This is a genomic window from Neorhizobium populisoli, assembly GCF_019430945.1.
GTDB classification, from domain to species: domain Bacteria; phylum Pseudomonadota; class Alphaproteobacteria; order Rhizobiales; family Rhizobiaceae; genus Neorhizobium; species Neorhizobium populisoli.
Genome location: NZ_JAHYCB010000001.1, coordinates 785683 through 810996 on the forward strand (window position 1 = coordinate 785683; position 25314 = coordinate 810996).

General features: G+C 61.9%; 28 protein-coding genes. 21 read left to right on the plus strand and 7 right to left on the minus strand.

What is annotated here, in order from left to right:
- Nucleotides 1-23 precede the first annotated feature (23 nt).
- The 7 genes from KX729_RS03860 to cimA all read left to right on the plus strand — a co-directional run bounded on the left by KX729_RS03860 (nt 24) and on the right by cimA (nt 5325).
- On the plus strand, nt 24-410 hold the full coding sequence (locus tag KX729_RS03860) for a VOC family protein (RefSeq protein WP_219741089.1): 387 nt from the start codon (nt 24-26) through the stop codon (nt 408-410).
- A gap of 304 nt (nt 411-714) precedes the next feature.
- Nucleotides 715-1083 (plus strand): endonuclease domain-containing protein, encoded by a 369-nt coding sequence (locus KX729_RS03865; protein ID WP_219741090.1) that lies wholly within the window; start codon nt 715-717, stop codon nt 1081-1083.
- The gene (locus KX729_RS03870; RefSeq protein ID WP_219741091.1) at nt 1080-1571 is read left to right on the plus strand and encodes a GFA family protein; all 492 of its coding nucleotides are present in this window, start codon (nt 1080-1082) and stop codon (nt 1569-1571) included. The genes KX729_RS03865 and KX729_RS03870 overlap by 4 nt, the downstream gene beginning before the upstream one ends.
- Nucleotides 1568-2080, plus strand: a complete 513-nt coding sequence (locus KX729_RS03875; RefSeq protein ID WP_219741092.1) for a GFA family protein — start codon at nt 1568-1570, stop codon at nt 2078-2080. The genes KX729_RS03870 and KX729_RS03875 overlap by 4 nt, the downstream gene beginning before the upstream one ends.
- Complete coding sequence (locus tag KX729_RS03880) at nt 2077-2553, plus strand: GFA family protein (protein ID WP_219741093.1); 477 nt, start codon at nt 2077-2079, stop codon at nt 2551-2553. Before KX729_RS03875 ends, KX729_RS03880 begins: the two co-directional genes overlap by 4 nt.
- Nucleotides 2550-3509, plus strand: a complete 960-nt coding sequence (gene pip, locus KX729_RS03885; protein ID WP_219741094.1) for a prolyl aminopeptidase — start codon at nt 2550-2552, stop codon at nt 3507-3509. Before KX729_RS03880 ends, pip begins: the two co-directional genes overlap by 4 nt.
- A 199-nt stretch (nt 3510-3708) precedes the next feature.
- Entirely contained in the window at nt 3709-5325 is a 1617-nt protein-coding gene (cimA, locus tag KX729_RS03890) for a citramalate synthase (protein WP_219741095.1), read from the plus strand.
- Between the two features lie 48 nt (nt 5326-5373).
- Here the strand turns inward: cimA and KX729_RS03895 are convergent, their stop codons facing one another.
- Together KX729_RS03895 and KX729_RS03900 are read right to left on the minus strand one after the other, a co-directional pair.
- A complete protein-coding gene (locus KX729_RS03895) occupies nt 5374-6249 on the minus strand; it encodes an NmrA family NAD(P)-binding protein (protein WP_219741096.1) in 876 nt (291 codons plus the stop codon).
- A 62-nt stretch (nt 6250-6311) separates the two neighbouring features.
- Nucleotides 6312-7205 (minus strand): helix-turn-helix transcriptional regulator, encoded by an 894-nt coding sequence (locus KX729_RS03900; RefSeq protein ID WP_219741097.1) that lies wholly within the window; start codon nt 7203-7205, stop codon nt 6312-6314.
- 189 nt (nt 7206-7394) lie between these two features.
- On the opposite strand from KX729_RS03900, the gene KX729_RS03905 reads away from it, so the two are divergent.
- Nucleotides 7395-8315 carry a DMT family transporter gene (locus KX729_RS03905; RefSeq protein WP_219741098.1) on the plus strand — a complete coding sequence of 307 codons (921 nt, stop codon included), beginning with the start codon at nt 7395-7397 and terminating at the stop codon, nt 8313-8315.
- Between the two features lie 5 nt (nt 8316-8320).
- Here the strand turns inward: KX729_RS03905 and KX729_RS03910 are convergent, their stop codons facing one another.
- Nucleotides 8321-8665 carry an ArsR/SmtB family transcription factor gene (locus KX729_RS03910; protein WP_219741099.1) on the minus strand — a complete coding sequence of 115 codons (345 nt, stop codon included), beginning with the start codon at nt 8663-8665 and terminating at the stop codon, nt 8321-8323.
- Nucleotides 8666-8776: 111 nt separating this feature from the next.
- Between KX729_RS03910 and KX729_RS03915 the strand changes: the two genes are divergently transcribed.
- A complete protein-coding gene (locus tag KX729_RS03915; RefSeq protein ID WP_219741100.1) occupies nt 8777-9523 on the plus strand; it encodes a glucose 1-dehydrogenase in 747 nt (248 codons plus the stop codon).
- Nucleotides 9524-9579: 56 nt separating this feature from the next.
- Here KX729_RS03915 and KX729_RS03920 read toward each other — a convergent pair whose 3' ends face one another.
- Nucleotides 9580-10455: a protein-L-isoaspartate O-methyltransferase family protein gene (locus KX729_RS03920; protein ID WP_219741101.1), complete on the minus strand. Its 876-nt coding sequence runs from the start codon at nt 10453-10455 to the stop codon at nt 9580-9582.
- Between the two features lie 149 nt (nt 10456-10604).
- Here KX729_RS03920 and rarD (KX729_RS03925) point away from each other — a divergent pair, with 149 nt between their 5' ends.
- The 3 genes from rarD (KX729_RS03925) to KX729_RS03935 are packed head-to-tail and all read left to right on the plus strand — an operon-like array spanning nt 10605 to nt 12785.
- The gene (rarD, locus tag KX729_RS03925; protein WP_219741102.1) at nt 10605-11516 is read left to right on the plus strand and encodes an EamA family transporter RarD; all 912 of its coding nucleotides are present in this window, start codon (nt 10605-10607) and stop codon (nt 11514-11516) included.
- Between the two features lie 4 nt (nt 11517-11520).
- Nucleotides 11521-12432 (plus strand): EamA family transporter RarD, encoded by a 912-nt coding sequence (gene rarD, locus KX729_RS03930; RefSeq protein ID WP_219741103.1) that lies wholly within the window; start codon nt 11521-11523, stop codon nt 12430-12432.
- A 23-nt stretch (nt 12433-12455) separates the two neighbouring features.
- A complete protein-coding gene (locus KX729_RS03935; RefSeq protein WP_219741104.1) occupies nt 12456-12785 on the plus strand; it encodes a DHCW motif cupin fold protein in 330 nt (109 codons plus the stop codon).
- 2 nt (nt 12786-12787) lie between these two features.
- On the opposite strand, the gene KX729_RS03940 is transcribed toward KX729_RS03935, so the two are convergent.
- A complete protein-coding gene (locus KX729_RS03940) occupies nt 12788-13420 on the minus strand; it encodes an LOG family protein (RefSeq protein WP_219741215.1) in 633 nt (210 codons plus the stop codon).
- Nucleotides 13421-13583: 163 nt separating this feature from the next.
- Here KX729_RS03940 and KX729_RS03945 point away from each other — a divergent pair, with 163 nt between their 5' ends.
- Nucleotides 13584-15476, plus strand: coding sequence for a LysM peptidoglycan-binding domain-containing protein (locus KX729_RS03945; RefSeq protein ID WP_219741105.1), 1893 nt, complete (start codon nt 13584-13586; stop codon nt 15474-15476).
- Nucleotides 15477-16176: 700 nt separating this feature from the next.
- A complete protein-coding gene (locus tag KX729_RS03950; protein WP_219741106.1) occupies nt 16177-16890 on the plus strand; it encodes a hypothetical protein in 714 nt (237 codons plus the stop codon).
- 55 nt (nt 16891-16945) lie between these two features.
- On the opposite strand, the gene KX729_RS03955 is transcribed toward KX729_RS03950, so the two are convergent.
- Entirely contained in the window at nt 16946-17095 is a 150-nt protein-coding gene (locus tag KX729_RS03955) for a hypothetical protein (protein ID WP_219741107.1), read from the minus strand.
- Nucleotides 17096-17364: 269 nt separating this feature from the next.
- Between KX729_RS03955 and KX729_RS03960 the strand changes: the two genes are divergently transcribed.
- Complete coding sequence (locus KX729_RS03960) at nt 17365-19266, plus strand: ABCB family ABC transporter ATP-binding protein/permease (protein ID WP_219741108.1); 1902 nt, start codon at nt 17365-17367, stop codon at nt 19264-19266.
- A gap of 60 nt (nt 19267-19326) precedes the next feature.
- On the plus strand, nt 19327-19467 hold the full coding sequence (locus KX729_RS03965; protein WP_219741109.1) for a hypothetical protein: 141 nt from the start codon (nt 19327-19329) through the stop codon (nt 19465-19467).
- Nucleotides 19468-19473: 6 nt separating this feature from the next.
- Here the strand turns inward: KX729_RS03965 and KX729_RS03970 are convergent, their stop codons facing one another.
- On the minus strand, nt 19474-20400 hold the full coding sequence (locus KX729_RS03970) for an AraC family transcriptional regulator (protein ID WP_219741110.1): 927 nt from the start codon (nt 20398-20400) through the stop codon (nt 19474-19476).
- Nucleotides 20401-20496: 96 nt separating this feature from the next.
- On the opposite strand from KX729_RS03970, the gene KX729_RS03975 reads away from it, so the two are divergent.
- The 5 genes from KX729_RS03975 to KX729_RS03995 all read left to right on the plus strand — a co-directional run bounded on the left by KX729_RS03975 (nt 20497) and on the right by KX729_RS03995 (nt 25257).
- Entirely contained in the window at nt 20497-21342 is an 846-nt protein-coding gene (locus KX729_RS03975) for an SDR family oxidoreductase (RefSeq protein ID WP_219741111.1), read from the plus strand.
- 333 nt (nt 21343-21675) lie between these two features.
- Nucleotides 21676-22698, plus strand: coding sequence for an LLM class flavin-dependent oxidoreductase (locus KX729_RS03980; protein ID WP_219741112.1), 1023 nt, complete (start codon nt 21676-21678; stop codon nt 22696-22698).
- Nucleotides 22699-22958: 260 nt separating this feature from the next.
- Nucleotides 22959-23732 (plus strand): amino acid ABC transporter substrate-binding protein, encoded by a 774-nt coding sequence (locus KX729_RS03985; protein WP_219741113.1) that lies wholly within the window; start codon nt 22959-22961, stop codon nt 23730-23732.
- 86 nt (nt 23733-23818) lie between these two features.
- Complete coding sequence (locus KX729_RS03990; protein WP_219741114.1) at nt 23819-24499, plus strand: amino acid ABC transporter permease; 681 nt, start codon at nt 23819-23821, stop codon at nt 24497-24499.
- Nucleotides 24496-25257, plus strand: coding sequence for an amino acid ABC transporter ATP-binding protein (locus tag KX729_RS03995; RefSeq protein ID WP_219741115.1), 762 nt, complete (start codon nt 24496-24498; stop codon nt 25255-25257). The genes KX729_RS03990 and KX729_RS03995 overlap by 4 nt, the downstream gene beginning before the upstream one ends.
- Nucleotides 25258-25314 lie beyond the last annotated feature (57 nt).

The window sequence follows — 25314 nt, forward strand, 5'->3', positions numbered from 1 at the left end:
GTCAAACCTTGGAGGAGGAACACATGATCGATCACATGGGCATCAAGGTCGCGGATTTCGACCGCGCCAGGGCTTTCTACGACGCGGCCTTCGCACCGCTCGGCGCCTCGTTCCTCTACATGGTGCCGGGGGAATATACCGGCGGCGTCAAGGTCGGTGGGTATGGCCGGGAGCGGCCGATCTACTGGCTGCACGAGGCAGCACCGGCCGAGGGACATTCGCAGCATGTGGCGTTTTCGGCGCGCAATCGTGGTGAAGTCGATGCGTTTTACGCGGCAGCACTCGCGGCCGGCGGACGCGATAACGGCGCGCCGGGGCTGCGGGCGCATTACCATCCGAATTACTACGGGGCGTTTGTGTTCGATCCGGACGGCAATAATATCGAGGCGGTTTGCCATTCGGCGGAATAGGCGCGTCTAGACCAGCACGGTGATGGATTTGGTGACTGTCGATACCCCCCTCTGCCCTGCCGGGCATCTCCCCCTCAAGGGGGAAGATTGGCTGGGCGTGCCGGTTTCCCGATATCTCGATCTGTCGTCGCCGGCTCAAGCATTCAGCATATTTTCCATGGACACAATCAACGTCCTATCGGCGATTGCGACTCTGGATGCAGGCAGACGCGCTTGCTACTATCCAATCTCCCCCCTTGAGGGGGAGATGTCCGGCAGGACAGAGGGGGGTAAGCCCAGGGTAAAGCGCCACAAGGAGCATGACATGCCACATGCCTCCGTACCTCCTAAGAGCCGAGCGAATGCGCGCCGGATGCGGAAAGTCTTGACCGAGGCTGAACTAAAGCTCTGGAACGAGTTACGCGCACATCGACTGATGGGATTGAGTTTCCGCAGGCAGCTTCCGATTGCTGGTTACATCGCTGATTTCGCCTGTCCCGCCCGAAAGCTCATCATTGAACTCGATGGTTCCCAGCACGGCGAAGATAGCGGTGCCACCTACGATGCCATCCGTACCGCGCACCTGGAGAAGCTCGGCTGGACGATCCTCCGCTTCTGGAACGACGACGTCCTCAAAGACATCGACAATGTCTGCCTGCATATCGTCACAACCGTCGAGGAGCCCCGTCCATGACCCTCATCCATACCGGCGGATGCCAATGTGGTGCCGTTCGCTACCGGGCGGAGGGCGAGCTTGGGTTTCCGCATCTTTGCCACTGCCGCATGTGCCAGAAAGCGGCGGGGAATTATTTCATGTCGTTCGGCGGCGCGATGCGGGAGAATTTCTCCCTTACCCGTGGCGAGCCGGCCTGGTTCCACTCTTCGGAGACGGTGAAGCGCGGGTTTTGCGCCGAATGCGGCACGCCGCTGTTTTATGATGGCGGCGCGGGGCATATCAGCATCACGCTCGGTTCGCTGGATGATCCGCAGGCCGTCAAGCCGGCGATGCAGACCAATCTTGCCCATAAGATGAGCTGGTTCGGCAAGCTCGATACGCTGCAGCACGAGGCCGGCATGGACATGACGGCGGATGAGGAGACGGTGATCCGCGCCAGCACGCGCCAGCATCCGGATCACGATACCGACCAGTGGCCGCCTCAGGTTTCGGAGGGCAAACCATGACCGAGACCGTCAGGGCCGGCGGCTGCCAATGCGGTGCGATCCGTTTTCGGCTGGAGGGCGAACCATCGGATTCGTCAATCTGCCATTGCCGCATGTGCCAAAAGGCGTTCGGCGCCTATTACGCGCCGCTGGTCGCGACCGGCGAAGGTAAGTTTAGCTGGACGCGCGGCACGGTAAAATATTTCCAGTCGTCCAACCATGTGAAGCGCGGCTTCTGCGCCGATTGCGGCACGCCGATGACCTATGAGGCGGCGGACGGTATCGGCATTTCCGCCGGCAGTTTCGACGATCCGGCCTCGCTGCCGCCCGTCATGCAGTTCGGCATCGAAGGCAAGCTGCCTTTCGTCGACAGGCTGCACGAACTGCCCGAGCGGCACACGATGGACGATATCGACAAGGCGCCGTTTCTCGGCGACATCGTCTCCTACCAGCATCCCGACCACGATACGGATCAATGGCCGCCGGAAAGCGGACACTCGCGACACAGTTCCATGGAGAGCAAAGAATGACCGACACGATCAGAACAGGCGGCTGCCAGTGCGGCGCCGTGCGCTTCCGCATCCATGGCGAACTCGGCCGCGCCTCGATCTGCCATTGCCGCATGTGCCAGAAGGCCTTTGGCGGCTTTTTCGGGCCGCTGGTTTCGGCACCGAAGGACGGTGTCGAATGGAGCCGCGGCGAACCGAAATATTTCCAGTCCTCGATCAATATCGATCGCGGCTTCTGCGCCGATTGCGGAACACCGCTGACCTATCGTTATCCCGGCGGGCTGGAACTGGCGATCGGCGCCTTCGACGACCGAGACGATCTGGCGCCGAAAATCCAGGTCAATTACTCCACGCATCTGCCGTGGGTCACGACGATTTTCGACCAACCGATCCGCGATGCGGTCGAGGATGCGGTCAAGCAGGAGCAGATCATCTCCTTCCAGCATCCCGATCATGATACCGAAAACTGGCCGGCAAGGGGGCTGCATCTGTGACCGAAGTTCTGCGCACGTTTTATCCGGAAATCGAACCCTATGAGAGCGGCCAGCTCGATGTCGGCGACGGCCATGTGATCTATTGGGAACGGGTCGGCACGAAGGGCGCGAAGCCCGCCGTCATCCTGCATGGCGGACCGGGCGGCGGCTGCACACCGGCCCAGCGGCGGATGTATGATCCGGCACTTTACGACGTGCTGCTGTTCGACCAGCGCGGCTGCGGCCGCTCGACGCCGCATGCCTCGCTCGACGCCAACACGACCTGGCACCTGGTCGCCGATATCGAGCGGCTGCGGGAACTGATGGGCGTCGACAAATGGCAGGTGTTCGGCGGTTCGTGGGGGTCGACGCTGGCGCTCGCCTATGCGGAAACCCACCCGGAACGCGTCACCGAACTCCTGGTGCGCGGCATCTACACGCTGACCCGGCCGGAGCTCGACTGGTATTACCAGTTCGGCGTCTCGGAAATGTTCCCCGACAAGTGGGAGGCGTTCGTCGCCCCCATTCCGGAAAACGAACGCCACGAGATGATGGCCGCCTATCACCGCCGTCTCACCGGCCCGGATATGGCGGAGCAGATCCGTTGCGCCAAGGCGTGGAGCGTGTGGGAAGGTTCGACCATCACCCTGCTGCCCGATCCGCACCTCACTTCGAGCCATGACGACGACCGTTTCGCGCTGGCCTTCTCGCGCATCGAGAACCATTACTTCATGAATGCCGGATGGCTGGAAGACGGCCAGCTGCTGCGTGATGCGGTGAAGCTCAAGGGCATTCCGGGCGTCATCGTGCATGGGCGTTACGACATGCCCTGCCCGCTGAAATATGCCTGGCAGCTATCGAAGGTGTGGACGGAGGCGCAGCTTCACATCATCGAGGGTGCAGGGCACGCGATGTCGGAGCCGGGGATCGCCGACCAGCTGATCCGGGCGACGGATCGGTTTGCGGGGAAGAGTTAACCGCAGCACCCTGTGGCCCCCTCACCCGGCCTCCGCTTCGCTCGGCCACCCTCTCCCCGAGGGGAGAGGAGGGAATGGAAACGCCGCGGCACTTCCCCTTCTCCTCTCGGGGAGAAGGTGCCCGAAGGGCGGATGAGGGGGCTCAGCAGAACTCGCCTGCTGATTTTAGAAATACAATACCGCTCCAGGAGGAGCACCCATGACACGCGAACGCATCTACCTCTTCGACACCACGCTCCGCGACGGACAACAAACACCCGGCGTCGATTTTTCCGTCGAGGACAAGATCGCCATTTCCAACCTCCTGGACGACTTCGGCTTCGATTATGTCGAGGGCGGATATCCGGGTGCGAACCCGACTGATACGGCGTTTTTCTCGAAGAAGCGCACCGAAAAGGCGGCTTTCGTCGCCTTCGGCATGACCAAGCGCGCCGGCATCTCGACCTCCAACGATCCGGGTCTCGCGACGCTCTTGCAGGCGAAGAGCGATGCCATCTGTTTCGTGGCGAAGAGCTGGGATTATCACGTGCGGGTCGCGCTCGGCTGCACCAATGAGGAAAATATCGACTCCATTCGCGACAGCGTCGAGGCGGCCCGCAATGTCGGGAAAGAGGCGTTGGTCGATTGCGAGCATTTCTTCGACGGTTACAAGGCCAATCCGGACTATGCGCTCTCCTGCGCCAAGACGGCTTATGATTCCGGCGCCCGCTGGGTGGTGTTGTGCGACACCAATGGCGGCACGCAACCGAACGAGATCCGCGAGATCGTCGCGGCCGTGATCGCCGCCGGCATCCCGGGCGCCTCGCTCGGCATCCATGCGCATGACGATACCGGCCAGGCGGTCGCCAATTCGCTGGCTGCGGTCGAGGCAGGCTGTCGGCAGATCCAGGGAACGCTGAACGGCATCGGCGAGCGCTGCGGCAATGCCAATCTGGTGACGCTGATTGCCACGCTGTGTCTCAAGCCGTTTTATTCCTCCCGCTTCGAGACGGCGATCGATCCCGAGCGGCTGACGGGGCTGACCAATCTCAGCCACGCTTTCGACGAGCTCTTGAACCGCTCGCCGAACCATCAGGCGCCTTATGTCGGCGCTTCCGCTTTCGCCACCAAGGCCGGCATTCATGCCTCTGCGCTGCTGAAGGACCCGCGCACCTACGAGCACGTCACCCCCGAAAGCGTCGGCAATTTCCGCAAGGTCATGGTGTCGGATCAGGGCGGCAAATCGAACTTCATCAACGCCCTGAAGCGCCGCGGCATCGAGGTCGCCAAGGACGATCCGAAGCTCGACCAGCTGATCTCGATCGTCAAGGAACGCGAGGCCTCCGGTTATGCCTATGAGGGCGCCGATGCGAGCTTCGAGCTGCTCGCCCGCCGCACGCTCGGCACCATTCCGGAGTTCTTCAAGACCGAAGGCTTTCGCGTGATGATCGAGCGACGCTTCGACAGTCTCGGCCGCATCAAGATCGTGTCGGAAGCGGTGGTGAAAATCTCGATCGACGGGCAGACGCTGATGTCGGTCGCCGAAGCCGAAGGTCCGGTCAACGCGCTGGATCTGGCGCTGCGCAAGGATTTCGGCAAATACCAGCACGAGATCGACGACCTCGTGCTCGCCGACTTCAAGGTGCGTATCCTCAACGGCGGCACCGAGGCGATCACCCGCGTCCTGATCGAATCGACCGACTCGAGCGGCGTGCGCTGGTGGACGGTCGGCGTGTCGGAAAACATCATCGACGCCTCGTTCCAGGCGCTGATGGACTCGGTCATCTACAAGCTGATGAAGAACCGCGAACTGGCGGGCAAGATCGCCGCAGAATGAGATTGGCGGAGGACCGTTTGCAAGACCGCAACGGCCCTCCCCGCTAACTTATTGCCGCGGAATGAGCGGCCGCAGCGCGTCGATCAGTTCGGTTTTGCCATGGCGGACGTCCCCGGCGTTCGGCTCGATATCGATCAACCCGCCTTCGCTATGGGCACCATATAGTTTGGTCAGCAGCTCGGCACCGCTAGGGCTCAGGATCCGCTCAAAGCTCTCCCGCCATTGTGCGCGCGGCACCGGGCTGGCGGAAACCGGCCGGCCCAATAATTGGCTCACAGTCGCCGCGACATCTGTGGGGCTGTAGCGGCGCGGACCTTCGGCATGAACCACCTCCACGTCGCGCCGTTCGATGGGCCGCAACAACAGTTCGGCGGCAATCGGGCCAAGGTCCGCAGCCGAAATCATCGGAAAGGCTCGGTCGACCGGATCGTGAAACACGGGCAACATACCGGACGCCACGGCTGCCGGGATGACGCGTGCCCAGCCTTCCATATGTTCCGACGATCGCAGCAACAGCTTGTGGCCGTCGAGTTCGCCAAGCCGCGCTTCGAAGGTGTGAAACATGCTCGGCATGCCGATGTCATGGGTGACGTGAGCGCCGTAATCCGAAATTGCCAGGACGCGTCGTGAGCCCGCCTGTCGCAGTGCCACAACGAGACTTTCCATCGATTGCCGCATGTCCTCAGCCATATCCTTCGCCTGCGGTATGGCCGGAAGGATGATCTGCACAGCGTCCGCACCGGCGACCGCCCGCGCAAGAGCGTCCGGATCCTGCAGATCGGCGATGGCGATCTCACAGCCGATTTCGCTGAGCCGCTCAGCCTTGGCATCGCGCAGGATCGCCCTGACCGGCATGCCTGCCTTGCGTAACGCGACTGCTGTTGAATAACCGACCTTACCGGCGGCTCCGACGATTGCAAACATGTTCAATTCCCTGGTTGCGATGCAGGACAATTAGGAAATCGAAAGGGCCGCATCGCGCAGATTCAGACGGGTCTTTGCAATTTCGGTCGGATTTCGTGTGTCGGGCGATCGATCTCGCCCGGCGTCATGCCGAGAACGCGGCGCATGGTCGACGCCATATGGCTCTGATGGGCGAAACCGGCGGCAAGCGCGATCTCGCTGGCGGGCATTGTCGTGGTGGCGATCAGCGCGCGGGCATATTCGATGCGGCGGCGGATGACGTATTGATGCACGGGCGTGCCGGTGCTGTTGCGAAACATCGCCTTGAAGCGCGTGGCGCCGACGCCTGAGACAGCCGCCAGATCGGCGAGATGCAGTTTGCGGTCGAGGTTGGTTTCGATGAACTCGGTCAACAGCCTGAGCTGCCGCGGGGACAGTTTTGGCGCAGTAAACCCTTCCACCTGCGGGCTGGTGGTCGTGGCGGTTTCGATCAGCCGCACCGCCAAGGCATTGGCAAGAAGATCGATATAAAGTGGATCGGACGGGATATCCGCCTCAAGATCGGCCTTGATCGCCCAGCCGATCGCTTCGATGCGGGCGTCGCGCAACTGAAGCCGTGGAAGAAGCTCGATCTTTGCGGCATCCCTGCCGAGCTCATCGGCAACCTTTTCCAGAAGCGAAGGATGAAGCTCCAGCCGCAGGATACGGCAATCCGCGTCATCCTCCCAGACGCCGTCGACGCCGGCCGGCACGAAATCGATATCGCCCGGCTTCTGGAGACGTTGCATCCGCCGGCCGCCGACGGAACAATCCGCGTTGACCGGCGGGCCGAAATGCATGCCCAGCCGATGCAGTTCGCCACCCCGCACCTGCGACGAGACACCGCCCGGAATATGCACCAGAGCGGCATCAAGGCTGTTCCACGCCCTTCCCGCGCTGGAGAAGAGGACCTGCGGTGATGGTCGTGCAATCGTCATGGTCTGGCGTGCTCAAGGATTGTCGTTCGGGGCAATGCTACTTCCCAAACGTGGCCGCAACAACGCGGCAATTCAAGCTACGCGTTGTCTTCGATCGTTCTCGAAGAAGACATGTAGCCGATCCCGATACCCGGCTCGTTGACAAAGCCCGGCATGCGGGACAATGGAAGGCCAACGAGGATCCCTTCCATGTTTGTTTCCGAAGCGCTTGCCCTTGCGTCTGCCGCCTGCATTGCGCTCAGCTCCATGTTCATCAACGAGCTCAACGGGCGGGTTCCGCTGATGACGCTGGCGCGCTGGCAGATCACGGCAGCGTTCCTGATCACTGCTTTTGCGGCAACCCTCTTCGGCGGATGGGCGACGCTCGGTTCGTGGCAGGTGCTGGCGCTGGCCGGCTCCGGGCTGTTCGGCATCGCGCTCGCCAGCACCACCTATTTCGCCGCGATCTATTCCGCCGGGCCGCGGGTGACGGCGCTTCTGTTTTCGCTCACCTCGCCGTTTGCCCTGTTGATGGGCTACGTCGCGTTCGGCGAAACGATCAACATGACGCAGGGGCTCGGCGTCGTGCTCATCCTGGCCGGCATCCTGATTGCCATCGGGGTTCGCCGCCGCAGGCCGGCGGCGATGATCCCGCTTTCCGACGGCGAGCCGATCGAGGCGCCCGCACCGGAAGACACGCTTTCGCTGACTGGAATCGCGCTCGGGGTGATCACCGCTTTCGGCCAGGCGCTCGGCAGCCTGCTCGCCCGCCCCGCCATGGCATCGGGTGTCGAGCCATTTACGGCGATGGCGGTCCGTTCGGGGCTTGCCGTGATCTTCTTCTGGGCGCTGCTTGCCGTGCCGCAGATCGCGCGACAGGCGGGGAAGTTTCACAGCCGTGATTTCGCCCTCGCCGTCGTCTCCTCATTTTTCGGGACGGCGCTTGGCATGGCGCTGTTGATGGGCGCGCTGAAGACCGGCAATGTCGGCATCGTCTCGACGCTGTCATCGATGATGCCGGTGATGATCCTGCCGATGGTGTGGCTGCGCAGCGGAAAGATGCCGCAACCGGCCGCCTGGGGCGGCGCGGCACTCGCCATCGCCGGCATCGCCCTGATGAGCCTTGCGTAGAGCGCTCAGCTCTCTGGCGTCTTTTCGGAAAGGTGGGCGTAGGCGCCCAGAATAGCGGCAAGCAGGCCGGGGAAACGCTCGTCCACTTCACCACAGCGCGAGCGATTGCGCATTTCCACGCCCTGGCGCTCGCAATGGATCAGGCCCGCTTCACGCAAAATCTTGATGTGCTGCGACAGCGATGATTTCGGGATGACGCGATCGCCCATGCTGGCAAATGCGGTACACGCTCCGCCCGCACCGATCCCCGCAATCTGCGCATAGATCATCGCCCGCTCCGGATCGGAGAGCGCGTGAAGTATCCCTTCGGGGCGTATGTCCTCTATTGCGGGGTGAAAAAGCGGTCTCATGATTTTTTATATATGGGGGCTTGAAACGAAGATCAATAGTTCCGAATTTCTGAACTACGGAACCAAGCTGCCAATTCCGGCCGCCCTCCGTATGTTCAAAAGGAATTCGACATGGGTAAGCTCGCTGGAAAAGTCGCTGTCGTCACAGGGGCATCCAAGGGTATCGGCGCGGCAATCGCCAAGGCACTCGCAACGGAGGGTGCAAATGTTGTCGTCAACTATGCTTCGAGCAAGACAGGCGCAGATGCCGTGGTCGAGGCGATCACGGCCGCCGGCGGCAAGGCCATCGCGGTACAAGGCGATGTTTCCAAGGCCGATCAGGCTCAGGGGTTGATCGATGCCGCAGTCAAGGAATTCGGCAAGCTCGATGTGCTGGTCAACAATTCCGGCGTCTACGAATTCGGCGCGATCGAGGACATTACTGAGGAACATTACCGCCGGATGTTCGACGTCAACGTGCTGGGCGTCCTGCTGACCACCAAATCCGCGGTCAAGCATCTTGGCGAGGGTGGCAGCGTCATCAACATTTCGTCCGTCGTGACCAGCCTCGCTCCGCCGACATCCGCCGTCTATACAGGCACCAAGGGCGCCGTGGATGCCATTACCGCCGTGCTGGCCAAGGAGCTCGGCCCGCGCAAGATCCGCGTCAACGCCATCCTCCCCGGCATGGTCGAGACCGAGGGTACCCATACCGCTGGCTTTATCGGCTCGGATTTTGAAACCGGCGCGGTATCCCAGACCCCGCTCGGCCGTATCGGCCAGCCGGACGACATCGCTCAGGTGGCAGTCTTCCTCGCATCCGACGATGCGCGCTGGCTGACCGGCGAAAAGCTGGTGGCGAGCGGCGGTTTCCGTTGATCCCATCGAACATGGTGCGTGCCCATAACAGGGCGCGCACTCGATCATCCGTTCCGTCAGACTTCGTCGAAACTCAGCCCCCAATCCTCCTCGCCATACCATTCGCCCGCCGTCGGCGGTTCCTGCCAGCGGAAGCTGCGCACCTGATATCCGCGCCGGCTGCGAAACGCCTGTTCAAGCCCCTCATGCCGCCCTACCGGGGCCGGTTTCTGCCCTTCCGCCCAGACGAAGGATACCGGCTGTAGGAAGCGGGCGCCAAAACGGTTGCCGGCGCGGCGATCAATCATCAGGAAGGCGGCGGCGCGGGTAAAGCTGTTGCGGCGACCGCCTTCGGTGCCGGGAAAGCCCAGCGGAAACAGCAGGCGGCCGGAGACAGCGAGGTTTTCGATCCAGGCTTCCGGCGGATGGTCGAGCGCGAAATTGGCGTAGATCACATCCGCATCCTCCTTCGGCCAATCGGTCGCGTCACCGGTGACGACTTCGACATTCGAGTAGGCGCCGAGATTCTCCCGTGCTTGCTGCGCCAACGCCTCGTCATATTCGACGGCAACGACTTTTCCGGACGGGCCGACAAGTTCGGCGAGAATAGCGGAATAGTAACCGGAGCCCGCACCGAGATGGGCAACCACCTCGCCCTCCCGCACACCAAGCGCATGGATCGCGCCGACATGCAGCGAAGGCATGCCATTGTTGACGCCGCGCGCCGTGTCGAGCCCAACCAGGATATCCTGATAAAGGACAATCGGATCCTCGGAGGCGAGCTGCCGATAGTTCTGGAAATCGCTCAGAACCCATGGCGGCGGGCCGATGAAGTCTTCGCGCGCGACTTTCGCAAAAGCCGCCAGAAGCCTATCGTCCTTTGCGACACCGGCCTTTGCCAATATCTGCCGCGCATAAATCTGCCTGTGTATGGGTTCGTCGCCAAAAGCCATTCACGCCTCCAATCCTGAGCTGTAAATACTAGCCTACTAAACCTGACGAAATCGCGACAGGTCATGGAACCTTCACGGAAATGAATTGGTTCGGCCCGATCCATTCCGGTAGACCGGGCAATAACAAGAACAGAACATCCGGAAACACCATGGCCGCCGAAACCACCTCCTCCCCGCCCAAGAACGAGGATACACCGCAGGGTTTCGCCTTCGGGCTGACGGCCTATTTCCTCTGGGGGTTCCTGCCGCTCTACCTGAAGGCAGTTGCGCATATTCCCTCACTGGAAGTCCTCGCGAACCGGGCGATCTGGTCGGTTCCGGTGGCGGGTATCGTGCTTCTGTTGCTGCGCCGCACCGACGATCTGAAAACGGCGGTCAAAAATCCGCGCATGCTCGGCATGGCCTGCGTCACGGCTGCGATCATCAGCGTCAATTGGGGTATCTATGTCTGGGCCGTCGCGTCCGGACATGCGCTGGATGCCGCACTCGGCTATTTTATCAATCCGCTCTTCAGCATCTTTCTGGCCGCCGTCATCCTGAAGGAACGGCTGGGGCGAACACAGGTCGTCGCCATCTGCCTGGCGGCCGTCGCCGTCGTCATCCTGACCGTCGATGCGGGTGGCCTGCCCTGGGTGTCGATCGGCCTCAGCGTCACCTGGGGTTTTTATGCGCTCTTCAGAAAGACCCTGCCGATCGGACCCAACCAGGGCTTTTTCCTGGAAGTGCTGCTGATCAGCATTCCGTGCATCCCCTATGTCATCTGGCTGGAGGCGAGCGGCCAAGGGCATCTTCTCAACGCAACGGGATGGGATACCTTCATCCTGATGGCGGCAGGCGTCGTCACCGCCGGACCACTGATGATCTATGCCAATGGCGCCAAGCTGCTCAGGCTTTCGACCATCGGCATCATGCAGTATATCGCGCCGACGATGATCTTCCTGTTTGCGGTCTTCGCTTTTCACGAGCCGCTCAGCCAGGTGAAGCTCGTCGCTTTCGCATTCATCTGGGCCGGCCTCGTCGTCTATACTTGGCCGATGCTGCAGCAGGCGCGCGGACGGTGAGGCCATGACAACCGAGACCCAGGCGCCCGCCGCCATCCGCGATGACGGCCGCAAAGGTTTCGTCATGGTTCTCGTCGTCTATGTCATCTGGGGCTTCATGCCGCTCTACATGAAGGCGCTCGGGCATATTCCGCCACTGGAATTTCTGGCCAACCGGGTCATCTGGGCCGTGCCCGTGGCGGGCATGCTCCTTGTGCTTCGCGGTCGGCTGGGCGATATCACGACCGCCTTGCGCTCACCGCGCATGCTGGCCATGGCGCTGCTGACCGCCACCCTGATCTCCATCAATACCGGCACTTATCTCTGGGCCGTCAGTGTCGGCCGGGCGCTGGAAGGGGCGATGGGGTATTTCATCAACCCGCTGCTCAACGTTCTGCTCGGAGCGATTTTCCTGAAGGAAAAGCTATCCGTGACGCAACTCGCGGCGGTCGGTCTGGCAGCGGTCGCCGTCGTCATTCTCACCATCGATGCCGGGCACATTCCCTGGGTGGCGATCACCATGGCGCTGAGCTGGGGTTTTTACAGCTTCTTCCGCAAGACGCTGCCGATAGGCCCGAACCAGGGCTTCTTTCTGGAAGTTCTGCTGCTTGCCATCGTCGCCCTGCCCTACATGATCTGGCTCGAAACAAGCGGCCAGGGCCATCTTCTGAACGGACAGCCGGGCGACGTGCCGCTTCTGCTCAGCATCGGCCTGATCACCGCCATCCCGCTGATGATCTTTGCCGCCGGCGCTAAGATGCTGCCGCTCTCCACGGTCGGCATCATGCAATACATCACTCCGACCATTATTTTCCTGATCGCCGTGTTTGTCTTCCACGAGCCGCTCAGCCTGGTGAAACTCGGCTGTTTCGCACTGATCTGGACGGCGCTCCTCCTCTACACCGTCTCGATGCTGTTGCAGTTGCGCGGCCGCTGACCGTTCAATCTCGGAGAAATGCCATGAAGATGAGCGACATTCCATTCGGCACGACCGACTGGAACGATGTGCCGAAGACCGATCACAAGGGCGAAACCGGCTTGGCCACGTGGCAGACCCGCAATTTCGGCAGCATCCGGGTGCGGATCGTTGAATATACGCCGGGTTACCTTGCCGACCACTGGTGCGTGAAGGGCCATATCCTGCTCTGCCTTGGGGGAGAGCTTCGGACGGAACTCGCCGACGGTCGCGTGTTCACACTGACGCCGGGCATGAGTTACCAGGTGGCCGACGATGCCGAGCCGCACCGCTCGTCGACCGAGGTCGGTGCGAAGCTCTTCATCGTCGACTGATCTTACAGGCGGGAGATTACGGCACCTTCGCCGCTCGTCGGCGGGCGGTCTTCGCCATGCTCTAGGATCGCCGGGACGATATCGTCGACATCGGCGATGACGAGCGGCTGAACGAGATGGGCGCGGTGGATGAAACCCTGTTCGCGCATATGCGTCACGAGATCGAGCATCGGATCCCAGAAGCCGCCGATATTGGCGAAGACCATCGGCTTTTCATGGCGACCGAGCTGCGCCCAGGTCATGATCTCGACGATCTCCTCCAGCGTGCCGATGCCGCCCGGCAGGGTCACGAAAGCGTCGGAGCGTTCGAACATCTTGTGCTTGCGCTCGTGCATGTCTTTTGTCACGATCAGCTCGTCGAGTTGGCCCAGCGAATGACGTGTGGCCTCCATGTCGACCAGGAATTCGGGAATGATGCCGGTGACCTGGCCGCCGTTCGACAGGACGCCGGCAGCAACCGCGCCCATGATGCCCTTCGTGCCGCCACCGTAGACGAGCCGAAGCCCATGGGCTGCAATGGATTTTCCAAGCGCGCGGCCGGCGGCGAGATAGGCTGGATCGCGTCCCGGCTGGGAGCCGCAATAGACGCAGATGGATCGAATCGGCACAGTTTTCTCCGTATGGCATTTTGGTATCGGTGCGGGAACACCCGCAGACCCCAAAATTGCCGGGAAATGCCCGGAAGAGCAAGGGTTTATAGCGTGAAAAGCTTGTGAAGGCGGGAGGAAAAGGTTAATCCGAATAAGCAATGATGGCGCAGAATCTATAAAGAATCTCCGGCCATCGGGAGAGGCATTGATGATGAAAAACCCTGCCGGCTGGCTGGCCCTGATCGTACTCGCCATCGCATCGCTGCTGATGGTCTTCTTCGTCTTGCCCCGGATGGGCCAGGATACGAAGCCGATAGGAGAGGCAATTAATGCAGCCGGCAACGCCGTCAAGGATGCCGTGACGGAAAATCAGCAGCCCGCCAAATCACCGGAGGCCGCAAAGCCGGCCGAACAGGCTGCCGCTCCAGCAACGGCACCTGCCGCACCTGCTTCGCAGGCCGCCCAGGCACAGGCACCGGCACCGGCCGCCCCCGCCGCTCCGCAGCCTTCCCAATCCGCAGCCGTGACGCCTTCCTTCGACGTGTTGCGCGTCGAGCCGGATGGCTCGGCCGTTATCGCCGGTCGTGCTGCGCCGAATTCCGCGCTTGAAGTCACCAACGGTCCCGCGACCGTCGCCAAGACCAATGTCGGCCCGAGCGGCGATTTCGTTGCCATTCTCGACAACCCGCTGCCGCCGGGTGACCATCAGCTCGTCCTCAAGGCGACCGGCAAGGACGGCAAGGCGACCGTTTCCGAAGAGACCGCCACGGTTTCCGTTCCTGTCGACAAGAGCGGCAAGCTGCTTGCCATGGTCACCACGCCCGGCAAGGCAAGCCGCCTGATCGCGACCCCGGAAGCGGCGAAACCCGCAGCCCAGCCCGCCGCTCCCCAGCCCACCGCTCCAGTGACAGCGCAGGCGCCTGCTGCACCGGCTCCGCAAGTGGCAGCCGCGCCGACGGCGCCCGCAGCCCCGGCAGCTCCCGCCTCGCCCGACACCACGGTTGCCGGCCTGCCGGCCCTTCCGTCCGGTTCGGCGAACCTTGCTTCCTCCGCTCCCAACATGATGGCTTCCGCCCCCACCGCAGCAGCGCCCACAGCCGCAACGCCTGCGGCAACAGCACCGGTCGCAGCGGACCTGCGTGTCACCGCGGTCGAGATCGAAGGCCCGAAGATTTTCGTCGCCGGCGTCTATCGTTCCGGCGCGCAGTTGCGCGGCCAAGCCGACGGCAAGCCGATCGGCGCCGCCCAGGCGGGTGCGGACGGCAGCTTCGTGATCGAAGGCAATACCGACCTCACCGTCGGCGACCACCGGATTTCCGTCGAGGCGCTCGGCGCTGGCGGCCAAGTCCTGGTGCGTGTCGAAGTGCCTTTCAACCGTCCTGCCGGCGACCAGATCGCCGCTGTCGCTGCAGGCCCGAGTGCCGACGCGCTGGCGAAGATCGATGCCGGCGCATTCGACAAGCTGCGCAACGAGACCGTGCGCGCCTTCAACCTTCTGCGCGGCCTTTACGACGGCGGCAAGGTTCCCTCGTTGGAGCAGATGGTCGCTGCCCGCTCGGGAACGTCGATCGCGCTGAAATCGCTTTCCGAATACCGTCTGCCTGTCGATGCCGCCGCGTCGGTCCGCATCATTGCCGAGACGACCGCCAAGGATGCCGCGACCGCTCTTGCGGCACTCGACGCGCTGCCCAAGGATGTCGCATCCGTTGGTGCCGGCCTCAAACAGATTGGCGAGATGATCGCCAAGGCCGTCGGCCCGGTCATTGCCCAGCAATTGAAGGGCGTCGAGATGGCTGCAGCAGCACCGGCCGCTCCCGCAGCTGCCGCTTCGAACGCTGGTGGCGCCGTTACGATCCAGCAGGCACCGTTGACCCAGAGCGAACGCAACTCGGTGATCATCCGCCGTGGCGACACGCTGTGGCAGATATCCCGCCGCGTCTACGGCCAGGGCGTTCGTTACACGACGATCTACCTCGCCAACGAGGACCAAATCCGCAACCCGGACGTCATCCAGCCGGGCCAGATTTTCGGCGTGCCGGGTGAGGCCCTGCCGAACGCGGAAGAGCTGCATCGCGAACGGATGATGCACCGCCGGTCTTGAGGTTTGCCACACACTTTCTTCTTCCCCCTTGCGGGGGAAGAAGGGAGCTTGCCGCACCGCCTCATACGTCACATGGCGAATTGCGCGTGGACAATTTTCCGCTCCGCGAACAAACATCCCCCGTCTTTCAACAACTTACCCTTTCCGCCATCCCCCATTCATCCCCGCCCCCTCGCCCCACGCGATAATCCTCCTCGTCATCGGACGGGAAAGCCGGGTCGCGAACCGGTATCGTCCACGGGTCGAAATTCGGCTTCCGGTGATGGCTGCAAGGATGATCGGATGCGGGCCTGACAATCCCCTGAAAATCATCGAAACAGCCGGGCAGGCAGAACCTCCATCTCCTCCCCAATGCCACCACCGCCTGCCCTTCCCGCCATACCCGCGCCGGAGCGACATCCGGCGCGGCCATCGGCGCAGGCCGACTCAGCTCCGACTCGCAGTCCTTAATGGAACAAGCTCGGCCGCAACTCCTGACCGCAAGCCGGATCCTGCCTCTCCAATTGGTCGCTCTCCGGATGAAATATCCCGGGAAATTTCATCACTTCAGGGTGATTTCCGCGGGATCGCAGCAGAAAGCGGCCCTCCCGGTCAGCTTCACGCATGCTGCGAGGCGAATAACCGGCATCGCAGTATATGACTGCGTATTATCTCCGGCTCCAAACCTCAGCCGCCTGATGACGCGCCTAAGGAGAACAATATGGTTTCCAGCATTCATTCCATCCGGCTCTGGTCCAGCCAGGCCGCTCTCAATGCTTTCAAGGACGCAAGCGACACGTCTACCTCGTCGAGGCTCCCAATCGGGGGCTCGGCAAGTTCTTCGCTGGCCGACATCCTTTATCCGGACAATAGCGACGACGGCAGCGACTACGAGGACACTCAGCTCGAAGCGCTGATCGCCTCGCTGCAGCAGGCGATGAACGGCGGCAAGACAGACGACACCCAAGAAGATGGCGATGTCGGCGACATGTCCAGCAAGGCTTTCATGAAGGCCCTGCGCGACAAGCTCGAAGGCCTGCAGGGCAGCCCTGACACCAAGGCGATGGCCGACAAAATGCTGGCCGCACTCGACGCCGGCACGCTGACCGTAACCGATGCCGTCAACGGCGAACAGGTGAAAGCCTGGGACGTGACCGACAGCAAACAGCTTTCCGGCGCCAAGACCGAAGTCGACAAGAACGACTGGACCAGCTACCTCAAGGACATCCTGACCCGTGACGGCAGCGGCAAGTTCGTCCGCGCCAACGACAGCAGCTATATCGAGAAGGCGGGCGGCGCGAGCGGCTTCTTCGGCATGGTCGGCGAAGCCTATTATTACCTGTCCTGGACCACTCCGGCTCCGGCATCCGGCACTTCCGGCGGCAGCACATCCGGCAATGGCACGGGTTCCAGCAACGGCAGCTCGACCAAGTGATATTGATAAAGCCGGCGGCGCTTGCCTCCCGGCTTTTCATTTGCGGATGACAATCTCAGCCGATGAACGTCGCCAACGCGACTTTCAGCACATCGCCCGGGATGAGCCCGGCATGCTGCGCCACGTGATATCCCGCCACAGCGGCATAATAGGCCGTGGCCCACAGGAGCACGCTTAATACCATGGCGATGGTATAGCTCTTCAATGTCATTTCCGGTTTCCCCCGCAACACCGCTAGATGAGCGGATCGACGGAGTTGCCGCAATTCGTAACCTTACCTACGCAACTTTCCCTTCGCATCTTCCCTGATTCACCGAAATGGAAGGCAAAGGGCGTTGATGGCGGTCGGCGAGCCCGAACTTTCACCAAACCGTCATTGCAACAAGCCCGGCCTGCGCTTATGTGCGGGGAGCATTTTGACAGGCCCGGCAAGCCCCGGCACGCGCTCGGCACGCAGGCTCCGCGGAGACATTCATGGCAGCGAAGAAAAAGACCATTTCGGCGGATGCCAGTAATCCGCTCGGAACCCTCGTCAACCTGTGGCCCTATATGTGGCCGCATGGCCGCGCGGACCTGAAGGCGCGCGTGCTCTGGGCGACCTTCTATCTCTTCCTCGCCAAATTCATCCTGCTGGCCGTGCCCTATTTCTTCAAATGGGCGACCGATGCGCTGAACGGCAAGATGGACATGGTCGGCATCCTGCCGGCCTTTTTGCTTGGCGCGGTCGTGCTGATCATCGCCTACAATTTCACGCGCCTCCTGCAGCTCGGCCTGAACCAGCTGCGCGACGCGCTGTTTGCCTCCGTCGGGCAATATGCGGTGCGCCAGCTCGCCTACCGCACCTTCGTGCACATGCATCAGCTTTCGCTGCGTTTCCATCTGGAGCGCAAGACGGGCGGCCTGTCGCGCATCATCGAGCGCGGCACCAAGGGCATCGAGACGATCGTCCGCTTCACCATTCTCAACACCGTTCCGACGCTGCTCGAATTCGTGCTGACGGCAGTGATCTTCTGGGCTGCCTACGGCTTCTGGTACGTGGTCGTCACGGCCGTTACCGTGGCGCTCTATATCTGGTTTACCATCAAGGCCAGCGACTGGCGCATCGCCATCCGCCGCTCGATGAACGACAGCGACACCGACGCCAATACCAAGGCGATCGACTCGCTCCTGAATTTCGAAACGGTCAAATATTTCGGCAACGAAGAGATGGAGGCCAAGCGCTTCGACGTCTCCATGGCGAAATATGAAAAGGCGGCCACCGAAGTCTGGACCTCGCTCGGCTGGCTGAACTTCGGCCAGGGCGTCATCTTCGGCCTTGGTACTCTGGTGATGATGATCATGTCCGGCCTTGCCGTGCAGCGTGGCGAGCAGACGATCGGCGATTTCGTGTTCGTCAACGCGCTGCTCATGCAGCTTTCCGTGCCGCTCAACTTCATCGGCTTCGTCTATCGCGAAATCCGCCAGGGCCTGACCGATATCGAGCAGATGTTCGATCTTCTGGAAGTCGATCCGGAAGTGGTCGACAAGCCGGACGCGAAGGAACTGGCGATCGGCCAAGGGCCGACGAAGGGCGCGATTTCCTTCAAGGACGTGCATTTCTCCTATGATGCGGCCCGGCCGATCCTGAAAGGCGTTTCCTTCGAAGTACCGGCTGGCAAGACGGTAGCGATCGTCGGGCCTTCGGGTGCCGGCAAATCCACGATTTCCCGCTTGCTCTACCGGTTCTACGACATCCAGGACGGCTCGATCACCATCGACGGGCAGGATGTGCGCGACGTCACCCAGCATTCGCTGCGCAAGGTGATCGGCATGGTGCCGCAGGATACCGTGCTGTTCAACGATACGGTCGCCTACAATATCCGCTACGGCCGGCCGGGTGCTACCCAGGACGAGATGCTGGCAGCCGCTGACATAGCGCAGATCAGCCATTTCATCCGTGCCCTGCCGGAAGGTTTCGAGACCAAGGTCGGCGAACGCGGCCTGAAGCTTTCGGGCGGCGAGAAGCAGCGCGTGGCGATCGCCCGCACCATCCTCAAGGCGCCGCCGATCCTGATCCTCGACGAGGCGACCTCGGCGCTCGATACGACGACCGAACACGAGATCCAGTCGGCGCTCGATACGGTTTCGAAGAACCGCACGACGCTGGTCATCGCCCACCGGCTTTCCACCGTCATCAATGCGGATGAGATCATCGTCCTGCGCGACGGCAAGATCACCGAGCGTGGCACACATGCCGGGCTACTCGACCAGAACGGCCTTTACGCCTCGATGTGGAACCGCCAGCGTGAAGCGACGCAGGCCGAAGAACATCTGCGCCAGGTGCGCGAAAGCGACGACCTCGGCGTCGTCACACGCGGGCAGCCGGCTGCTGAATAAGTCAGTGGGTTGTCGAGCAGACCAGCCGCCGAATAATTGCGAGAACTTAGAAAGCAGAGAATGAGAAGAAACCGCCAGACAAGAATGATGGTCCTTTTAGCGGTGGCCGCCGCTTATGCACTGGTGCTGATCTTCTACGGCTCGCCGCTGCTCGCCTTCACCACCTGGATGGGCTGGGTCGATCCGCAGGCGGCTCGGTAGTCCCCTTCAGGCCGCTTCCACGACCGCTTTCGAGGTATATTCGCTCGGCGGGCAGCCGATCATCCGGCTGAAAGCGGTGCTGAACGCGCTGGCCGAGCGATAACCGATCTTCAGCGCAATCTCCTCCAACGAGCCGCGACCATGCAATAGCGCCTCCTTGGCAAGTGCCATGCGCCAGGAGAGGAGATATTCCACTGGCGCCGCACCGATCGCCTGCGAGAATTTCCGCGCGAAAACGGCGCGCGACATGCCGGCATCGCGCGCCAGTTCCTCTACCGTCCAGCCGCGGCCGACATCCGCATGAATGTTGGCGAGCGCCTTGGCGAGCTGTGGATCGGCAAGGCCGCCCAGCACACCCGCATGTGGCACCAGCGCCGCCTCACGCCGCAACGTCTCCACCAGCATCACCTCGATCAGCCGTGACAGGACCGTATCCCGCCCCGGCCGCATCTCACCAGCTTCATCGCGCACCATGGCGATGAGATTGCCGAGCCGCGCACCGGCCGCTTCCTCCGCGCGGACATGCATGACGGGCGGCAACAGGCCGACCAGCAGTTCGGCATTGGCAGGGTCGCAGACGATCAGGCCGCCGAGGATGCGTGTCGTTTCGCCGTCCTCCAGATTGCCGAGGCGGATTTCGCCATCCACCGTATGGCGCGCCTTGAAGGCTTCATCCGAGAGTCCCGTCCCAGCGCCGGGTTGGCTGACGAACGTATCCGTCAGCGGCCTTGCCGAGAGCAGATAATCGCCGGGAACAAGCTCGACCGGCTCTGCCCCATCCGCACCGAACCAGCAGCGGCCTTGCGTGACGAAATAGAAGGTCGGTCCCGGCTGCGGCGGCACGCGCACGCCCCAGCGGCCGGAGGCGGCCATTGCGCCGAGCAGGACCGTGCGTGGCCTCAGAAGCTGGATGATATCCGTCAGCACATCCATGATGAGACGATCCGTAATGCAATGAAGACTTCTCATTATGTACCGGATCGATGGCACGGTCTAGTACAGGCTCATCAACAGACTGGAGCCAAGCACATGACCAAGACAGTTCTCATCACCGGTTGCTCTTCGGGCCTCGGCAAATCCGCGGCCCGCCATTTCGCCCAGAGCGGCTGGAACGTCGTCGCGACGATGCGCAAGCCGGAGCCGGATCTTGCCCGGGAATTTCCCGACAGCGTTCTCGTCCAGGCACTCGACGTTGCCGATCCGGCCCGCATCGAAGCGGCATTCGAGGCGGGCGCGGCCCGTTTCGGCGGCATCGACGCGGTGATCAACAATGCCGGCATCACCATTCTCTCGGTCTTCGAGGCGACGCCCGATCACGCCATCCGCCGCATTTTCGAGACGAATGTGTTCGGCACGATGAACGTCACCCGCGCGGCGCTCCCCTATCTTCGCCGCCAAGGTGGCGAGACGATCGTCAACGTCACCTCCGGCGTCGGGTTCGTCGCCGTGCCGCTGCTGTCGCTTTACGTTTCCTCCAAACACGCGGTCGAGGGACTGACTGAATCGCTATCCTATGAGCTGGAATCCCAGAATATCCGGGTGAAGCTGGTCGAGCCGGGCGCGATGCGCACCACCAACTTCACCGCGACCGGCATGGCCGCCTCGCAGGATGCGCCGGTGCCGGAGGGGTACAAGGCCTATTTCGACCATGCGCTCGGAGCGATGATCAACTATCCGTTCGAATCCACCGAAGAGCTTGCGGTAGCCGAGGCAATCTATGCCGCGGCGAATGACGAGACCCACCGGCTGCGCTATCCCGTCGGGCCAGATATCGAGGAATATGCGCGGCTGCGGTGGTCGACTTCTGAGGTGGAGTATCTGGCCGGAATGCATAGGCTGACGGGGCAGATGGCTTGGCGGGAGATTGGGAAATAGGACGGCACTCACGGGCTCCCCTCTTCCCCCTTGCGGGGAAGATGTCAGCGGCGCTGACAGATGGGGGTGGTTCAGCACATTCTACCGTCGAGTTCGTGGCACCACCCCCATCTGTCGCCTCTGGCGACATCTTCCCCGCAAGGGGGAAGAAGGGAGTATGTCGCACCGCCGGCGCAGATCATCGAGGTGATACACCCACCAATTGGCGATTTGAGTGTGCTTTAACAACCCCTCCAGAGTAAACAGTCCGTCCCCACTCCACCACCTGTATCTCCCGCCGAAATCATGCGATGACGCACTCAACGTAAACTTAAAACGATCGGGTGTATCACCATGAAGAAGATCGGCTTTCTTTCCTTCGGGCACTGGAACCCCTCGCCGCAGTCTGGCGCACGGTCGGCTTCCGACGTCCTCCTGCAATCCATCGACCTTGCCGTCGCCGCCGAAGAGCTTGGTGCGGACGGCGCCTATTTCCGTGTCCACCACTTCGCCCGGCAGCTCGCTTCGCCCTTCCCGCTTCTCGCCGCCGTCGGGGCGCGGACGAAGAAGATCGAGATCGGCACCGCCGTCATCGACATGCGCTACGAAAACCCGCTCTACATGGCGGAAGATGCCGGTGCGGCCGACGTGATTTCCGGCGGACGCCTGCAGCTCGGCATCAGCCGTGGCTCGCCGGAACAGGTGATCGACGGGTTCCGTTATTTCGGTTATGCGCCGGCCGAAGGCGAGACGGATGCCGACATGGGCCGTCGCCATGCGGAAGTGTTCTATGACGTGATCCGCGGCCAGGGTTTCGCCAAGCCCAATCCGCGGCCAATGTTTCCGAACCCGCCCGGCATGCTGCGCCTCGAGCCGCATTCGGAAGGCCTTCGCGAGCGCATCTGGTGGGGATCGAGCTCAAACGCCACCTCCGTCTGGGCCGCCAAGCTCGGCATGAACCTACAGAGCTCGACGCTGAAAACCGATGAAAGCGGCAAGCCTTTCCACGTCCAGCAGGCAGAACAGATCCGCATCTATCGCGAAGCCTGGAAGGAAGCCGGCCACAGCCACGAACCGCGCGTTTCCGTCAGCCGCAGCATTTTCGCGCTGATGAACGACATGGATCGCGCCTATTTCGGCGGCAGCGGCGAAAGCCAGGATTCGATCGGTTACATCGATCCGCAGACGCAGGCGATCTTCGGCCGCTCCTATGCCGCCGAGCCGGACAAGCTGATCGAACAGCTGAAGGCCGACGAAGGTATTGCCGAAGCCGATACGCTGCTGCTCACCGTGCCGAACCAGCTCGGCGTCGAATACAACGCGCATGTGATCGACAGCATTCTGAAACATGTCGCGCCGGCGCTCGGCTGGCGGTAAGCGACGGGTCTCGACAAGCTTCCGGACTTCGGTCCGGAAGCAGTCGCTTGCGTCGACCCGGTCTTTTTCTATCCTTGCGCCTCGTCGAAACGCAATTTCGATGAGGCGTGGTGACAGGCCTTCATTTTCAATCCCTGACACGGGCGGAAAATGAGCAAAATATTTGCATTAGCCCATTTTATTCGCAGTTTTCTTTCAATCGTTTCACGCCATTTTCTGCGATGAAAGCGCCAGCAAAATTGCTTTAAAGGACAATCCAAATGATCCGGTTGAAAACCATCGCAGTCGCAGCCCTCATTCAGGCTGCTGCAATTCTCCCCTCCTTCGCCGGCGAAAATCTTGCAGCGATCAAGTCCGCGGGCGCCCTGAAGATCGGCACCGAAGGCACCTATGCGCCCTTCACCTTCCACGACAAGAGCGGCAAGCTCGTCGGCTTCGACGTCGAGATCGGCGAAGCGGTTGCCGCCAAGCTCGGCGTCAAGGCCGAATTCGTGGAAGGCAAGTGGGACGGCCTGATCGCCGGTATCGACGCCAAACGTTACGACACCGTCATCAACCAGGTCGGCATCACCGAGGCACGCAAGCAGAAGTATGACTTCTCCGAGCCCTATATCGCTTCCAAGGCCGTGCTGATCGTTCGCCAGGACAATAGCGACATCAAGGGCTTCGCGGACCTGAAGGGCAAGAAGTCGGCGCAGTCGCTGACCAGCAACTTCGGCAAGACCGCCCAGGAAAACGGCGCGGAACTCGTCGGCACCGACGGTTTCGACCAGTCGATCCAGCTGGTGCTGACGCGCCGCGCCGATGCCACCATCAACGACAGCCTCTCCTTCTTCGACTTCAAGAAGCAAAAGCCGGACGCGCCGGTGAAGATCGTCGCCGAACAGGCCAATGCCGACTATTCCGGCATCATCATCCGCAAGGGTGAACCGGAGCTTCTGGCAGCCGTCAACAAGGCGCTGGCGGACATCAAGTCTGACGGCACCTATGCCAAGATTTCCCAGAAGTATTTCGGCCAGGACGTTTCGAAATAAGACGTTTCCAAATAATCGTCTGAAGCTTTATTGATAGTTGCGTCCGGCGTCCGCGCCGGACGCATCATTTTTTCCGAGGTTCGCACGTGCCACACTGGCTCCAACTGATGTCGGATTCGCTTCCGGCGCTTCTGTGGGCGGGGATCCGATTCACCGTCCCGCTGACCCTTCTGTCCTTCACCCTCGGTCTGATGCTCGGGCTCGTCACCGCCGTCACGCGGCTGTTCGGCCCGATGCCGCTGGTGCTGATCGCGCGGTTTTACGTCTGGGTCATCCGCGGCACGCCGCTCCTCGTGCAGCTCTTCGTGATCTTCTACGGCCTGCCCAGCATCGGCGTGCTGCTCGACGCCTTCCCGGCAGCGCTGATCGGCTTCACGCTGAATATCGGCGCCTATAGTTCCGAAATCATCCGCGCCGTCATCTCGTCCGTGCCGAAAGGCCAGTGGGAAGCCGCCTATTCGATCGGCATGAACTGGCGCCAGGCGATGAGCCGCACCATCCTGCCGCAGGCGGCCCGCGTCGCCGTGCCGCCGCTGTCCAACACCTTCATCTCACTGGTCAAGGATACCTCGCTTGCGGCCGCGATCACCGTGCCGGAGCTCTTCCAGGCGGCGCAGCGCATCGTCGCCACCACCTATGAACCGCTGATCCTCTATATCGAGGCGGCGATTATCTATCTGGCGCTGAGTTCGATCCTGTCGGCCCTGCAGGACAGGCTGGAAAAGCGCTTCGCCCGTTATGGCGGCATGCTGGAGGCCAACCGATGATCGAGCTTTCCCATATCGAAAAGCGTTTCGGTGACGCCGTCATCCTGAAGGATATCAGCCTGCGTTTTCCGGAAGGCAGCGTCACCGCCCTGGTCGGGCCTTCGGGCGGCGGCAAGAGCACTCTGCTCCGCTGCATCAACCTCCTGGAAATTCCGACAAACGGTTCCGTGGCGATCGGCGAGGCGAAGCTGGATTTCGCGCCGGGCCGCAAGGTCGGCTGGCAGAAGCTTCAGGCGATCCGCCGGCAGACGGGCATGGTCTTCCAGAATTTCCAGCTCTTCCCGCATCGTACTGCGATCGAAAACGTCATGGAAGGCCTGGTGACGGTACTGAAATGGCCGCGCGAAAAAGCCCGGGCGCGTGCCATGGAACTGCTGACCAAGGTCGGCATGGCGCATAAGGCGGATGCCTGGCCCGCGACTCTTTCCGGCGGCCAGCAGCAGCGCGTCGCAATCGCCCGCGCGCTTGCCCCCTCGCCGCGCGTGCTGCTTTGCGACGAACCGACTTCGGCGCTCGATCCGGAACTTTCGGCGGAAGTGGTCGACGTGCTTGGGCGGCTGGCCACCGAAGGCACGACGATGGTGATGGCGACCCATGACCTGCGCCTCGCCTCGCGTATCGCCAACCATGTTGTGTTTCTCGAAAGCGGCAATGTCGTCGAGTCCGGCAGTGCCGAAGCGATCTTCAGCCGGCCGCAACACGAACGCACCCGGCAGTTCGTGTCGTCGATCAATGCCGCGCACGGGCTGGAAGCGTGACAATCCGCAAGGGACAAAAAGAGCGGCCTTCCTTTACCAGGAAGGCCGATCTCCACT

Excerpts from the sequence above, each read along its gene's own strand:
- KX729_RS03860 (WP_219741089.1), top strand. The coding sequence starts at position 24 with ATGATCGATCACATGGGCATCAAGGTCGCGGATTTCGACCGCGCCAGG.
- KX729_RS03865 (WP_219741090.1), top strand. The coding sequence starts at position 715 with ATGCCACATGCCTCCGTACCTCCTAAGAGCCGAGCGAATGCGCGCCGG.
- KX729_RS03870 (WP_219741091.1), top strand. The coding sequence starts at position 1,080 with ATGACCCTCATCCATACCGGCGGATGCCAATGTGGTGCCGTTCGCTAC.
- KX729_RS03875 (WP_219741092.1), top strand. The coding sequence starts at position 1,568 with ATGACCGAGACCGTCAGGGCCGGCGGCTGCCAATGCGGTGCGATCCGT.
- KX729_RS03880 (WP_219741093.1), top strand. The coding sequence starts at position 2,077 with ATGACCGACACGATCAGAACAGGCGGCTGCCAGTGCGGCGCCGTGCGC.
- cimA (WP_219741095.1), top strand. The coding sequence starts at position 3,709 with ATGACACGCGAACGCATCTACCTCTTCGACACCACGCTCCGCGACGGA.
- KX729_RS03895 (WP_219741096.1), bottom strand. The coding sequence starts at position 6,249 with ATGTTTGCAATCGTCGGAGCCGCCGGTAAGGTCGGTTATTCAACAGCA.
- KX729_RS03900 (WP_219741097.1), bottom strand. The coding sequence starts at position 7,205 with ATGACGATTGCACGACCATCACCGCAGGTCCTCTTCTCCAGCGCGGGA.
- KX729_RS03905 (WP_219741098.1), top strand. The coding sequence starts at position 7,395 with ATGTTTGTTTCCGAAGCGCTTGCCCTTGCGTCTGCCGCCTGCATTGCG.
- KX729_RS03910 (WP_219741099.1), bottom strand. The coding sequence starts at position 8,665 with ATGAGACCGCTTTTTCACCCCGCAATAGAGGACATACGCCCCGAAGGG.
- KX729_RS03915 (WP_219741100.1), top strand. The coding sequence starts at position 8,777 with ATGGGTAAGCTCGCTGGAAAAGTCGCTGTCGTCACAGGGGCATCCAAG.
- KX729_RS03920 (WP_219741101.1), bottom strand. The coding sequence starts at position 10,455 with ATGGCTTTTGGCGACGAACCCATACACAGGCAGATTTATGCGCGGCAG.
- rarD (WP_219741102.1), top strand. The coding sequence starts at position 10,605 with ATGGCCGCCGAAACCACCTCCTCCCCGCCCAAGAACGAGGATACACCG.
- rarD (WP_219741103.1), top strand. The coding sequence starts at position 11,521 with ATGACAACCGAGACCCAGGCGCCCGCCGCCATCCGCGATGACGGCCGC.
- KX729_RS03935 (WP_219741104.1), top strand. The coding sequence starts at position 12,456 with ATGAAGATGAGCGACATTCCATTCGGCACGACCGACTGGAACGATGTG.
- KX729_RS03945 (WP_219741105.1), top strand. The coding sequence starts at position 13,584 with ATGATGAAAAACCCTGCCGGCTGGCTGGCCCTGATCGTACTCGCCATC.
- KX729_RS03950 (WP_219741106.1), top strand. The coding sequence starts at position 16,177 with ATGGTTTCCAGCATTCATTCCATCCGGCTCTGGTCCAGCCAGGCCGCT.
- KX729_RS03960 (WP_219741108.1), top strand. The coding sequence starts at position 17,365 with ATGGCAGCGAAGAAAAAGACCATTTCGGCGGATGCCAGTAATCCGCTC.
- KX729_RS03965 (WP_219741109.1), top strand. The coding sequence starts at position 19,327 with ATGAGAAGAAACCGCCAGACAAGAATGATGGTCCTTTTAGCGGTGGCC.
- KX729_RS03970 (WP_219741110.1), bottom strand. The coding sequence starts at position 20,400 with ATGGATGTGCTGACGGATATCATCCAGCTTCTGAGGCCACGCACGGTC.
- KX729_RS03975 (WP_219741111.1), top strand. The coding sequence starts at position 20,497 with ATGACCAAGACAGTTCTCATCACCGGTTGCTCTTCGGGCCTCGGCAAA.
- KX729_RS03980 (WP_219741112.1), top strand. The coding sequence starts at position 21,676 with ATGAAGAAGATCGGCTTTCTTTCCTTCGGGCACTGGAACCCCTCGCCG.
- KX729_RS03985 (WP_219741113.1), top strand. The coding sequence starts at position 22,959 with ATGATCCGGTTGAAAACCATCGCAGTCGCAGCCCTCATTCAGGCTGCT.
- KX729_RS03995 (WP_219741115.1), top strand. The coding sequence starts at position 24,496 with ATGATCGAGCTTTCCCATATCGAAAAGCGTTTCGGTGACGCCGTCATC.